The sequence below is a fragment of the Deinococcus arcticus genome (genome assembly GCF_003028415.1).
In the GTDB taxonomy this organism is placed as follows: domain Bacteria; phylum Deinococcota; class Deinococci; order Deinococcales; family Deinococcaceae; genus Deinococcus; species Deinococcus arcticus.
In genome coordinates this window covers 438,592-450,614 of the sequence record NZ_PYSV01000001.1, presented here as the reverse complement: position 1 = coordinate 450,614, position 12,023 = coordinate 438,592, and the positions used below count along the sequence as shown (strand labels likewise).

The window sequence follows — 12,023 nt, the reverse complement described above, 5'->3', positions numbered from 1 at the left end:
GGGGGCGAGGAGAAAGGCGCGCCTGGAAAGAAGCTGTGGCACGGACGAACAGGAAAAGCAGTATTGGCGCACAGTGTAGCGGGAATCACACCTGGGGCGCCCAGACGCGGACCGCCCACTGTCCGACCAGCAAAGACCGCGCCCCAGACAGGAGGCGCGGTCGGTGGAAAGCGGCTGATACGGATTCCGTGCGTTTCCGTCACATCCGGGAAGAAGGGGGATGTTGCTCGCCTTCGGCGCTGTTCCAGTCCAACTCCCGGAACTCCGTCTCTTTTCCCTCTCCCTGCGGAAAGCGGCTTACTTCTTGCCGGTAATGGAAATGGTGTTGAACGCCTCGCTGCCCAGGGGGCTGGGAATCCAGCCACGGACGTAGGTGCGTGCGGCGGCCAGCGGGTTGGAGTGCACCATGGGAATGCGGTAGGCCGCGTTGTAGGTGATTTCGTGCAGCTGCTGGTACACCTTGGCCTTGGCGGCCTGGGTCGCGGCGGCGCGGCCCTGCTCCAGCAGGCTCTGCACGTTGGCCGGGTTCCAGTTGATGTCGTCCGAGGCGTTGGCGCCGTAGTAGGCCCCGTAGAAGTTGTCGGGGTCCCCGTAGTCGCCGGTCCAGCCGATCATGTACATGTCGAAGCCGGGTTCCTTGTTGCGCTCTTCCAGGTACTTGGCCCAGTCCTGCGTTTTCAGGTTCACCTTGATGCCAATGGCCGAGAGGTCAGCGGCAATCGCCTCGGCAATGGGCTTGGGCGTGGGGAAATAGGGGCGGCTGACGGGCATGTACCACAGGTCAATGGTAAAGCCGTTGGGGTAGCCGGCCTCGGCCAGCATGCGCTTGGCGGCCTGCGGGTCAAACTTGTAGTCGGCCGGGACCTTGGGGCTGTTGGCCCAGCTCATCACGGGCGGCAGGAAGCTGGCGTTGCTGACGCCCAGGCCGTTCCAGAAGGCGTCCACGATTTCCTTCTTGTTGATGGCCATGGAGATGGCCTGACGCACCTTGTCGTTTTTCAGGTACTGGTTGCGGTTGTTCAGCGCCACGAAGCCCACGTTGAACGAGGGGCGCTTGACGGCCACGAGGTTCTTGTCAGCCTGGATGTTTTTAAGGCTGTCGGGAGTCAGCTCGTTTGCAAAGTCAATGGTGCCGGCCTTCAGTTCGTTCAGGCGCTGGCTGGCATCCTTGATGTTGCGGATGACGAGCTGATCCACCTTGGCCTTTTCGCCCCAGTACAGCTTGTTGGGCAGCAGGGTCACGCGGTCGCCGGTGCGCCAGCTCTGGAAGATGAAGGGGCCGGTGCCCACGGGCTTGCTGGCCGGGGTGCCGTACTTGGCGCCTTCCTTGCGGATGGCCGCCGGGCTGGCAATGCCGAAGTACCCGGCCGCCAGCACGTTGGGCAGAATGGAAGACGGCTTGTTCAGTTCCACGCGAACGGTGGAATCGTTCACCTTGACGATGTTCTTGATGACGGCCGTGGCGTCGCCCTTGTAGCCGCCCAGCAGCTCGCCCATGATTTCAAAGGTGCGGCCCTGGTCGCGGAAGCCGTAGGGGTGCGCCTTGTCCCACCAGCGGCCCAGGTTGAACACCACGGCGTCCGCGTTAAACGGGGTGCCGTCGTGGAAGCGCACACCCTTGCGCAGCGTGAAGGTCCACTGGGTGTTGTTGGCGTTGGGCGTCCACTTGGTGGCCAGGCCCGGAATGAGGTCCGTGGTGCCGTTCTTGAAGTCCACCAGGGTGTCGTAAATCTGGCGCTGCACAAGAATGGAAATGCCGTCGGTGATGTTGCCGGATTCCAGGCTGACGGGTTCACCGTTCCCGCCGAACACCAGGGTCGCGGCGGAAGCGCCGCTGAGGGTCGAGAGCAGGGCAGTCAGAAGCAGTTTCTTCATGGAACCTCCGTCACGGGCCAGTGTCTGCGGGTGCCCCTGGCATCCGCCCACACGCCGTGATGAAAAACAGTCAAACGTGCGTTCAGGGTAGGGGCCGCCCTGTAGGGTGTCAAGCGCGCGCCTTCTGTCTGTTCACGGTCTCGGGACCGCCGGGCCCCCGGCGCGCTGGATTTCGCGTGGCCCTTGGGCGCTCACCCGGATCACGCGCCGGAGGGTCATACGGATTCCGTTCATTTCCGTAACATCCGGGAAAGAGCCGGATGTTCCTCCAATTCCCGGAAATCCGCATCTTTTCCTGCTCCCTTCGGTCGAAAAAATTCCGTAACTCGTTACGGAATTTTTCGGAACCCGTATCAGTTGCGGGCTTTCCCCCCGAGGCTGGCCCCCCCTGGCCCCCGCCTGCCGTACGCTGCAAGCTGTGACCCCTTTGCCCCTGCCCGGCGAACTGCTGATGGTGGACATCCCCGGCCCTGGCCTGGACGACGACACCGCCGCCCACCTGAAGCGGCACGGCATCCGCAGCGTGTGCCTGTTCGGCAAGAACATACAGAGTGAGGCGCAGCTGCGCGCCCTGTGCGCCGATCTGCGCGCGGTGATGGGCGACCGTGCCCTGATCGCCATGGACCACGAGGGGGGCGCCATCCTGCGCCCGGCCTTCTGGCCCTTTGCCCCGGCGGCCATGGGCCTGGGGGCCGCTGACGACCCCGCCCTGACGCAGACCGTGAACGCGGCCCTGGCCCGGCAACTGCGCCGGGTGGGGCTCAACTGGAACTTTGCCCCGGTGCTGGACGTGAACGTGAACCCAGCCAATCCGGTGATTGGCGAGCGGGCGTTTGGCGACGACCCGGCGGCGGTCACCCGGCATGGCCGCGCGGCGCTGCGGGGCCACGCCGGGGCCGGGGTGGCCGCCTGCGTGAAGCACTTTCCCGGTCACGGCGACACGGTCCTGGACAGCCACCTCGCCCTACCCACCGTGCACAAGACCCGCGCCGAACTGGACGCCACCGAACTGGCCCCCTTCCGCGCCCTGCTGCCGGAAGCCCCGGCCCTCATGACTGCCCACATCGTGTATCCCGCCCTGGACCCCGAGCGGCCCGCCACCCTGTCGCGGACCATCCTGACCGACCTGCTGCGCCGCGACTGGGGCTATGACGGCGTGATTGTGACCGATTCCATGGGCATGCAGGCCATAGATGGGCATTACGGGCGCGGCGAGGCGGCGGTGCTGGCCCTGAGCGCCGGCGCCGATCTGGTGATGGCCCTGGGCCGCCGTGAAGCGCAGGACGCCACCCTGGCGGCGGTAGACGGGGCCCTGGCGGGTGGCCGCCTGGACCCCGCGCAGATGGCCGCCAGCCGGGAACGCCTGCGCGCGCTGGCCCAGGCGTTCCCGGCCCAGGCTGTGCCCACGCCTGACCCCGCCGCCGACGCCGCGCTGTTCTCCCACGCCTGGGCGGCTGGCCTCACCGCCTACCGCACGCCCCAGCCCCCGCCGCCCGGCTCGCGCGTTCTGCTGGTCGCGTGGCGCGCCCCCGAGCGCCACAACGTCAGCGAGGCCGGCGCCGACGCCGAGACTCTGGCCCGTGAACTGGGGCAGGTCTACGACGTGGCGCTGCACCCCTTCGAGCGCCCCGAGGACCTGGACTGGGCTGCGCTGCGGGCCGCTGGCCGGCCAGTGATTCTGGCCACCACCGCCCGCCACCGCTCGCCCGCTCTGGTGGGTGTGACGCCGGATCTGCACCTCGCGCTGTACAACCCCTACGCCGCGCTGGATGTGGACGCTCCGGCCCTGATCACCTACGGCTTTCGCCCGGAAGCGCGCCGGGCCCTGCTGGCATGCCTGCGCGGCGAGCAGGCCGCCGGTGGGAAAGCACCGTTCTGACAGGCCGGGACGTGAAGGCGCCCTTCTGCCCCGTTCACGTCCCGGCCTGTCCGCTCACCTACGCTCGCGCCATGAAGATTTCACCGTTCATGCCCCTGGAACCCATTCTGGACCGCATGGGCGCCCAGACCACCACCGACCGCGAGGCCCTCATCATGCGCGAGCTTCTGAGTGAGGCCCACGGTGGCCATGCCCTTGATGAGCTGCCCGAAGAGGAATGGCTGCGCCTGATGGGCCTGATGGAGCAGCGCAAACTGCAGGCCGACCCCGGCATGAAATAAAGGGCCGCAGACTGCCCTCAGCGCAGTTCCAGCCCGTTCATCGCCTCAATCAGTTTCAGCGCGGCGGTGTGATCGGCTTCTGGGCCCACCACGCCCGCCGCCCCGCGCATCAGGGCCGCCACCTGCGCCAGCACGGGCGCACTGCCCTTCACCGTGGCGGTCAGTTCGGCGGCAATGCCGGCGTCCTTGGCCAGCAGACCCAGGGCGAAGGTGGCCGGAAATTCACGGCTCAGCACCCGCTGCCCGATCAGGTTCTCGGAGGCGTTGCTGCGCCCACTGCTGGCGTTGATCACATTCAGGGCCGCGCCCAGGTCCACCCCCGCGCGCCCCAGCACCGCCAGTCCCTCGCCCGCCGCCCACAGGTTCACGGCCAGCAGGGCGTTGTTCACCGCCTTCACGGCAAAGCCTGTGCCGCTGCCCCCCACATGTACCACCTTGCCCGCAAAGGCCAGTTCGCCTTCTACACGCCGCAGGGCCGCCTCGTCCCCACCCACCATGACGGTCAGGGTACCTGCCTGCGCGCCGTTCGTGCCGCCGCTGACCGGGGCGTCCAGAAAGGTCACACCCACTTCGGCCAGCAGGGCACGCTGCCTCGCCGCCGCTTCCGGGTGCCCACTGGTGCAGTCCACCCACACGGTGCCGGGCCGCAGGTGAGGCTGCAGCGCAGCCAGCACCTCGTCCACCTCGGCGCTGGTGGGCAGGCAGGTCAGCAGCACGTCGGCCTGGGCCGCGGCCCCCAGGTCCACGGCCTCGCTGCCGTGCCGGGCGGCGTGGTCGGCGGCGCGCGCGGCCGTGCGGTTCCACACCAGTGCGCGCCCCCCCTGCGCCGAGGCCCGCCGTGCCAGATGTGCTGCCATGGGAAAGCCCATCGCGCCCAGTCCCAGAAATGCCGTGGTCGTCATGCCCGCAGGCTACGGCATGGCGCGGGAACAGGCGGTCGGTTCGCCGCCTTCAGGGCTCGCCCCCGGGCAGGCGCAACTCGTGGCCCTCACTTCCAAAGCGCTCACGCAGAAACCGGCCCTGGGTCAGCAGGCGGTCGGCGGCGGCGTGGTCGCGCCTGACAGCCTCGCGCACGCCGTCGTCCAGCAGGGTCAGCTGTTCGTGCAGCAGCACCTCGGCAGGCTGGCCCTGGCGCAGCAGGGTCCCCCGCGCTTCCGGGGTCAGGTGCAGGTAGGCGCGCAGCGTCTCGGGCAGATAGTGCTCGCGCGTCTGGGTCAGCAGGAAACTGGTGCGGGCGTCGCTGCCCTCGGCCCCCAGGGCGTCGGCCACCCGGCACAGCAGCGCCCACGCCTGGGCGCGGGCCGGTTCGGGCAGGCGCAGCGCCAGCGTCTCGGCGGCGTCGGGGATGGGGGCGGGCAGGGCAGGGGCCGCCCCCGGCTCCGGCCGGGCCGGGCGGCCTCCCGGCGGCAGCGCCCGCCCCCGCTTCGTGGTGTTGTCCACGTACACGATGCCCATAACCCCGGCAAAAATCACCATCAGAATCAGCACGGCGGTCATGGGCTCAGTTGCCGCTCTTCGGCTTGGTCAGGTTTGCCACGTCCAGCAGAAAGTTGCCGTCGCTGGGCAGCATGACGGTCTGAATCCCGGGGGCCAGCTTCTCGGCCACCGTCAGCTGAATCAGTTGCGGGTTCTCGCGCAGGGCCCGTCCGCGCAGCGACAGCGCCTCGGCCTCCCCGCGCGCCTTGGCCACCGACGCCTTGGCTGCGCCCTCGGCCTCCACCACAGCCCGCTGGGCGCTGATGTTGGCCTGCTGCAGCCGGTTTCTCTCCACCGCCACCTGCTGCTCGGCCGCCTGCTTTTGCTCAATGGCCTTGGCGATGCTGTCCGGAATACGCAGTTCACGCAGCAGCACGCTGTCCAGGACCAGATTGTTGCGCTCGAACACCTGCCGCAGCGCGCCCGTGATGCTGGCTTCTACCGCCCGGCGTTCGGTGCTGATGATGTCGGCCGCGCTGAACTGACCAATCGAGTCGCGCACCTTGCTGCGCACCTGCGGGCGAATCACGGTCTGCAGGTAGTTGCGCCCCAGTTCCTTGTGCAGAATGGCCGCCTTGTTCCGGTCAATACGAAACTGCACCGTCACGTCCGCCGTGATGTCCAGGCCCTCCTTGCTGCGCGCCCGGATGGCCCCCTCGTCCCCGTCGCTGACCGTGTGGGCCAGCGTCACCTCCTGCAGGCGGGCGTCGTAGAGGTTCACCCGGTCTACAAACGGCACCAGAAAATGAATGCCTTCTTGCAGCACCCCGCTCTTGACGCCGCTCAGGGCACTGAACACCACGCCCACGTAGCCGGCCGGAATGATCTTCACGCTCTGGCCCACCAGCAGCGCGGCGGCCAGCAGGCCGCCTATGGTCAGAGCCACCCGCCGGCTGGGGGGGCGCACCTGCAGCGGCGTGCCTGGGCGGGCCTTGGCCTTCACGTCTTGGTCGGTCATGCCCCCTGCTACGGTGTGGCGCGCTCGCCCGTTCCCGCTCCGGCCGTCTGGGCTTCGCGCAGATAGAACCACTGCCCGCCCTCCTGCTGGAACACGCTGCGCTCGCGGAAGCTGTAGCGTTCGCCGTCAGGCAGCTTCAGCTGCGCCGTGAATTCCACCTCGTCGCCCCCGGCGCGGTGAATGCGCAGCCCCACGTAGCGGGTGCCCGGCTGCAGCGTCAGGGTGCCCGGGCGCGTATCTGGGTGCCAGGTGCGCAGCACATAGCCGGCGTCTCCCAGCGCGTAGGCGCAGTAGCGCGAGCGCATCAGCGCTTCGGGGGTCTGGGCCCACCCGCCTGCGTGCAGCGGCGAGCAGCAGTGCGCGTAACTGCGCCCGGAGCCACACGGGCACGACTTGAACGGGGGATACACCAGCGCCATGCGCCCACCCTAGAGCATTTCCCGCAGGGGGCTTTGCGGGCGCGGGCGACGCCCCGGCTGCATAATCAGAAGCCATGACGGCGCCCGCACCCATCACCTCCCTGCAAAATCCGCAGATCAAGCGGCTGGTGCGTCTGCGCGAGCGGCGCGAACGCGAACGCAGCGGCACCATCCTGATCGAGGGCGCGCGCGAACTGGCCCGGGCCCTGCACGCCGGGCTGGCCCCCGAGGCTGTGTTTTCCTGCCCGGCTCTGCACAGCCCCGAGGCCGCCGCCCTGGCCCCCACCCTGGGCCTGGTGACCGAACTGAGCCGCGCCGCCTTTGAAAAAGTGAGCGCCCGGGAAAACCCCGATGGCCTGCTGGCCCTGGCGCCCACTCCGCACCCTGCCCTGCCCGAGCCCGGCCCCCAGGCGGTCACCGTGGTGCTGCACGGCCTGGAAAAGCCCGGCAACGTGGGCGCCATCCTGCGCAGCGCCGACGCGGCCGGGGCACACGGCATCCTGGTGCTGGGCCGGGGCGCCGATCCCTACGGCCCCAACGTGATCCGGGCCTCGCAGGGCAGCGTCTTTGCCCTGCCGGTGGCCGTGATGACCGAGGCCGACGCCCTGGCGTGGCTCTCGGCGCGCGGCTTTACCACCTTCGCCTGTACCCCGGACGCCCCGCGCACCTACTGGGACGCGCCCCTGACCGGCCGCGTGGCCCTGCTGCTGGGCACCGAGCACCAGGGCCTGCCCGTGGAGTGGCGCGGCGCCGACCACGCCCTGAGCATTCCCATGCAGGGCCGGGGCGCCGATTCCCTGAACGTGGCCACCGCCGCCGCCCTGATGCTCTACGAATGCGTCCGCCAGCGCCGCGTGCAAGGGAAGGCCATATGAGCGACCCCTACCGCGACTGGCTGAAAGCCCGCCTGAGTGTGGAACTGGGCGTGCGTGAGGCCGAGCAGGCCGTGCAGGGCGCCATTCAGCGCCGGGGCTGGCCCGCCATGCGCACCCTGGGCCCCCGCGACGTGGTGGCGGTGTTGCAGGACGTGTACGCCCTGATGCAGGGCACCTACGGCGACGCCCGCGCCGACAAGTGGCTGGAAAGCACCACCCTGGACCTCGCGCGCTTTGCCGAGACGGTGCCGGTGCCGGCCCAGCCCACCCCCGGGCCCATCGCGCCGGCCCCGGGCCCGGTGAAATGGGGCCGGCGCGCCCACGACCTGCCGCTGCTGCTGGCCCGCTCGCACGCCGAGATTGCCGGGCGCAGCCTCTCGGCCATTCGCCAGAACCCGGACCTGCGCGCACTGGAACGCGCCGCCGAGTGGGACGTGCAGGCCACCCAGGCCGAGGTGCGGCGCTGGGAAACCGAGGAGATGCTGAGCAAGCTGCGCGCCGACCACGCCCGCGTGGAGGTGGCCGATCAGGTGGCGGCGGCCGTGGCCCAGAGCGAACTGCTGCAGCTGAATGTGGCCGAACTGGAAGAGGCGTCGCGCGCCGGGCAGCCGGTGGCCGGACAGCTGGCCCACACCCGCCTGATGGCCAGCCAGACCGCCGCCTTTCTGGACGCCTTTACGCCCCTGATTGACCTGGGCGACGCCGACACCCCGCTGACCATGCTGGACATTGATCTGAACACGGCCCGCTTCTCGCTGGGCGTGCCGCTGCACCCCAACGTGCTGCGCGCCCGCCACACCCTGAACTACGCGCTGTGGCAATCCGGCGAAGCCGGGGAGAGTGCGCCCCAGGTGGCCCAGGCGCAGCGCGCCCTGCACGCCGCCCAGCAGGAAGCCCAGGCCCAGCTGGACGCCACCCTGGGGGCCGCCCGCGCCCATCAGGTTGCCCTGCGCGACCTGGCCGCCAAGGTCGAGATCCTGGAGCGGCGTGCCCTGCAGGTCTCGCAGCTGGGCGCCGACGACCTGAGCCTCGCGCGCGTGCGCCTGGAATGGCGCCAGACCCGCAGCGCCGCGCGCGTGCAGGCGCACCGCCTGGAAGAAGCGGTGCGCCTGCTTGAAGCGCTGGTCAGCGAGGGCTGGGGCTCAGGCTGAGCGGCGCCCGCCGGGCTCGCCCGGGCCCGGCACCCGCACAATCGTGACCATGTACCGGCCCAGCGCCTGAATGGCCGAGTAAAAGCGGTCAAAATCCACCGGCTTGACCACGTAACTGGCGGCAAAGGCCTCGTAGGAGCGCAGAATGTCTTCCTCGGCCTCGCTGGTGGTCAGCATGATCACCGGAATGGTCATCAGCTGGGGGTCGCGCTTGATCTCGCGCAGGAATTCCAGACCGTTCATGCGGGGCATGTTGATGTCCAGCAGAATCACATCGGGCCGGGGCATGGCGCCGGGCGTGCGCAGACGTTCCAGCGCCTCGACGCCGTCGCGGGCCACAGACAGCTCGTTGGTAATCCCCGCCTCGGCAAAGGCTTCCTGGGTGAGCAGGATGTCCGGCTCGCTGTCTTCGACCAGAAGAATCTGGATGGCGGTGGGGGAGGGGAAGGGGGCGTGCGTCATGGGTAGGAACCTCAGAGAAAGACTTGGGCGAAGCGCGGGGCGCTTCTGTCTTTCGTAGTGTGGCAGCGCCCTCTGAGCCCTGGCCCCAGCCGGGCTTTAGGCTCCGGCGACATGCCCTTGAGGCACCCTTGAAGCCTTCGTCAGCTTGCGCCACTTCCCATAGGCTCAGAGCCCATGACCACGCCTCCCCTGAACGTGCTGCAGTACGCCCTGGTGGGCGGCGCCGCTTTTCGCCGCCCCGACGACCTGCTTGCTGGCCTCACCTGGGCCGAGGCCACGCGGTCTGTGCCGGGCGCACCCTACACACTGGCCGAACTGCTGTTTCATCTCGCAGTCACCAGCCGCGCCAGCCTGGACCTCGCCTCTGGGCGTGCCCAGAGCTGGCCTGGGGAACTGAGTGTCTGGCCCACTGAAGCCCTGACCGAGGCCCAGCTGGCCCAGATCGTCACCGACCTGCAGGTGGCCCTGGCCGAGGCCCAGGTGCTGGCCCAGGACCCCTCTGGCCGCGCCCGCGACGTGCTGACCGATCTGGCCGCGCACAGTGCCTATCACTGGGGACAGGTGGCCCTGCTGCGCCGCCTGCACGGCACCCTGCCGCCCCCAGTGGTAGGCGCCAGCTCCACCAGTTCAACAAACGTCTGTTAGCCTGCGCCCCATGACCTGGCATCAAGAGCGGCAACTGGGCGACGTGCGCGTGCATTCCCTGACCGACGGGCAGTTTCGTCTGGACGGCGGCGCCATGTTTGGCAGCGTGCCCAAAGTCCTGTGGGACCGCGTGGCCCCCGCCGACGACCTCAACCGCATCCGGCTGCGCATCAACCCGCTGCTGATTCAGCTGGGAGACGAGAACATTCTGGTGGAAACCGGCTTCTGGGACCAGGGCGGCGAGAAGTTTGAAGGCATGTACGCCCTGGAGCGCGATGAAACGGTGTTCCGGGGCCTGGACGCCCTGGGCCTGGGCCCCGGGGACATTCACCTTGTCATCAACACCCACCTGCACTTTGACCACGCCGGGCGCAACGTGACCCTGACGGGCGAGCCCACCTTTCCGAACGCCCGCTACGTGGTGCAGGCGCAGGAGCTGCGTGACGCCCGCCACACCCACGAGCGCAACCGCGCCAGCTACGTTCCGGCCACCATTGACCCCATTGCCGACGCGGGCCTGTTTGAGGTGGTGGACGGCGAACACGAACTGCGCCCCGGTCTGAGCGTGCTGCCCCTGCCCGGCCACAACCTGGGCCAGCAGGGCGTGGTGCTGCGCGCAGGCGGGCAGATGCTGGTGTACGTGGCCGACCTGATTCCTACCCTGGCCCACGCGCCCACGCCGTACATCATGGGCTACGACCTGTACCCCGTGACCACCCTGGAAACCCGCAAACAGTACCTGGGCCAGTGGTTTGAAGAGGGCGCGCTGATCTGCACCCCCCACGACCCCGACGCGGCCTTTGCGAAGTTGCGGGCGAATCCGAAGGGGGGCTTTGTGCTCGAAGGAGTGTAGGACGTGGGGTGTGGGAGGTAGGGCCAGGAGTGCCCAAATTCCACACCCCCCTACGCCGGATGCAGCCCTGCAAACTCCAGACCCATCGTCTCCGGCCAGTCGAGGGCGACATTCAGGCTCTGAATGGCGTGGCCCGCTGTGCCCTTGACCAGATTGTCAATCGCGCTCATCAGGACCACGCGGCCAGTGTCCATGTCCATTTCAAAGCCCAGGTCGCAGTAGTTGGTGCCGTCCAGCAGCATGGGATCGGGGTAGCGGTGGATGCCCTTGGCCACCTTCACAATGCGGATAAACGGCTCCTGGCTGTAGACCTCGCGGTAGGCGCTCCAGACGTCGCGGTCGCTGTAGCCATCGGGAATCCAGGCGTGGGCCGTGGTCAGGATGCCGCGCACGCGCGGGGTAGAAATGGCGGTCAGGTGCAGTGGAAAGTGCCCGGGCAACTCCTGCTGCGCCTCGGCGGTGTGGCGGTGGCCCACAGGCTTGTACACGCGCAGGCTGCCCGCGCGCTCCGGGTGATGGCTGCTGTCCGTGGCGCTGGCGCCCGCCGCACTGGACCCCACCAGCCCGGTGGCAATGATGTCCCTGGGCAGCAGTACCCCCAGTTTCAGCAGCGGATACAGAGCGAGGATCACGCTGGTGGCAAAGCACCCCGCGCAGGCAATCCGGGTGGCGCCGCGCAGCTCTTCCCGGCGCAGTTCCGGGTTGCCGTACACCCATTCATGCAGCCGCTCTGGCGTGGGATGGGGCTGGCCGTAGGTGGCCTGATACGTGGCCGGGTCCTTCAACCGGAAATCTGCCGACAGGTCCACGATCACCTGCGCCTTGCCCTCAAACTCGGCCAGCCGCCCCGCCGCGTGCCCGTGTGGCAGCGCCAGCACCAGAATGTCGGCCTCCTCCAGCTCGGCGGCCCGGCGGAACTTGAGGTTGGTGCGCCCGCGCAGGTTGGGGTGAACCAGACCCACGGGGGTGCCTGCCTGGCGTTCGCTGGTCACCTGCGTGACCCTCAGCTGCGGGTGCCCCAGCGCCAGGCGCAGGAATTCGCCCCCCGCATAGCCGCTGCCGCCCACAATGGCGACTGTTTTCTGCTCATGCATGTTCATCGCCCCGCAGCATAGCTGAAGCCAGTGGGCCTTCCAAGTGAGAACCAAT

13 protein-coding genes are annotated in these 12,023 nt (G+C 68.8%); 6 read left to right on the top strand and 7 right to left on the bottom strand.

Translation table 11 applies throughout. The features are described from left to right. Positions 1–297: 297 nt before the first annotated feature. Positions 298–1,875 (bottom strand): ABC transporter substrate-binding protein, encoded by a 1,578-nt coding sequence (locus tag C8263_RS02095; protein ID WP_107136413.1) that lies wholly within the window; start codon positions 1,873–1,875, stop codon positions 298–300. A 418-nt stretch (positions 1,876–2,293) separates the two neighbouring features. Between C8263_RS02095 and nagZ the strand changes: the two genes are divergently transcribed. Both nagZ and C8263_RS02085 read left to right on the top strand, forming a co-directional pair. Next, positions 2,294–3,754, top strand: coding sequence for a beta-N-acetylhexosaminidase (gene nagZ / locus C8263_RS02090; protein WP_332888911.1), 1,461 nt, complete (start codon positions 2,294–2,296; stop codon positions 3,752–3,754). A gap of 71 nt (positions 3,755–3,825) precedes the next feature. Beyond that, positions 3,826–4,035, top strand: a complete 210-nt coding sequence (locus C8263_RS02085; RefSeq protein WP_146160552.1) for a hypothetical protein — start codon at positions 3,826–3,828, stop codon at positions 4,033–4,035. 17 nt (positions 4,036–4,052) lie between these two features. Here the strand turns inward: C8263_RS02085 and C8263_RS02080 are convergent, their stop codons facing one another. The 4 genes from C8263_RS02080 to C8263_RS02065 are packed head-to-tail and all read right to left on the bottom strand — an operon-like array spanning position 4,053 to position 6,888. After that, the gene (locus tag C8263_RS02080) at positions 4,053–4,937 is read right to left on the bottom strand and encodes an NAD(P)-dependent oxidoreductase (protein ID WP_107136411.1); all 885 of its coding nucleotides are present in this window, start codon (positions 4,935–4,937) and stop codon (positions 4,053–4,055) included. A gap of 49 nt (positions 4,938–4,986) precedes the next feature. Then, positions 4,987–5,532, bottom strand: coding sequence for a hypothetical protein (locus C8263_RS02075; protein ID WP_107136410.1), 546 nt, complete (start codon positions 5,530–5,532; stop codon positions 4,987–4,989). A 4-nt stretch (positions 5,533–5,536) separates the two neighbouring features. Then, positions 5,537–6,469, bottom strand: a complete 933-nt coding sequence (locus tag C8263_RS02070) for a prohibitin family protein (protein WP_107136409.1) — start codon at positions 6,467–6,469, stop codon at positions 5,537–5,539. Positions 6,470–6,477: 8 nt separating this feature from the next. After that, positions 6,478–6,888, bottom strand: a complete 411-nt coding sequence (locus tag C8263_RS02065; RefSeq protein WP_107136408.1) for a YchJ family protein — start codon at positions 6,886–6,888, stop codon at positions 6,478–6,480. A gap of 74 nt (positions 6,889–6,962) precedes the next feature. Between C8263_RS02065 and C8263_RS02060 the strand changes: the two genes are divergently transcribed. Both C8263_RS02060 and C8263_RS02055 read left to right on the top strand, forming a co-directional pair. Further along, positions 6,963–7,763 (top strand): TrmH family RNA methyltransferase, encoded by an 801-nt coding sequence (locus C8263_RS02060; RefSeq protein WP_107136407.1) that lies wholly within the window; start codon positions 6,963–6,965, stop codon positions 7,761–7,763. Beyond that, positions 7,760–8,914 carry a hypothetical protein gene (locus C8263_RS02055; protein ID WP_107136406.1) on the top strand — a complete coding sequence of 385 codons (1,155 nt, stop codon included), beginning with the start codon at positions 7,760–7,762 and terminating at the stop codon, positions 8,912–8,914. The genes C8263_RS02060 and C8263_RS02055 overlap by 4 nt, the downstream gene beginning before the upstream one ends. Here the strand turns inward: C8263_RS02055 and C8263_RS02050 are convergent. Then, positions 8,906–9,376 (bottom strand): response regulator, encoded by a 471-nt coding sequence (locus C8263_RS02050; RefSeq protein WP_107136405.1) that lies wholly within the window; start codon positions 9,374–9,376, stop codon positions 8,906–8,908. The genes C8263_RS02055 and C8263_RS02050 overlap by 9 nt on opposite strands. A gap of 174 nt (positions 9,377–9,550) precedes the next feature. On the opposite strand from C8263_RS02050, the gene C8263_RS02045 reads away from it, so the two are divergent. After that, the gene (locus C8263_RS02045; RefSeq protein WP_233218580.1) at positions 9,551–10,021 is read left to right on the top strand and encodes a DinB family protein; all 471 of its coding nucleotides are present in this window, start codon (positions 9,551–9,553) and stop codon (positions 10,019–10,021) included. Positions 10,022–10,031: 10 nt separating this feature from the next. Continuing rightward, a complete protein-coding gene (locus C8263_RS02040) occupies positions 10,032–10,874 on the top strand; it encodes an MBL fold metallo-hydrolase (protein WP_199188266.1) in 843 nt (280 codons plus the stop codon). Between the two features lie 50 nt (positions 10,875–10,924). Here C8263_RS02040 and argC read toward each other — a convergent pair whose 3' ends face one another. Beyond that, positions 10,925–11,968, bottom strand: coding sequence for an N-acetyl-gamma-glutamyl-phosphate reductase (gene argC, locus C8263_RS02035; protein ID WP_107136491.1), 1,044 nt, complete (start codon positions 11,966–11,968; stop codon positions 10,925–10,927). Positions 11,969–12,023: the final 55 nt, after the last annotated feature.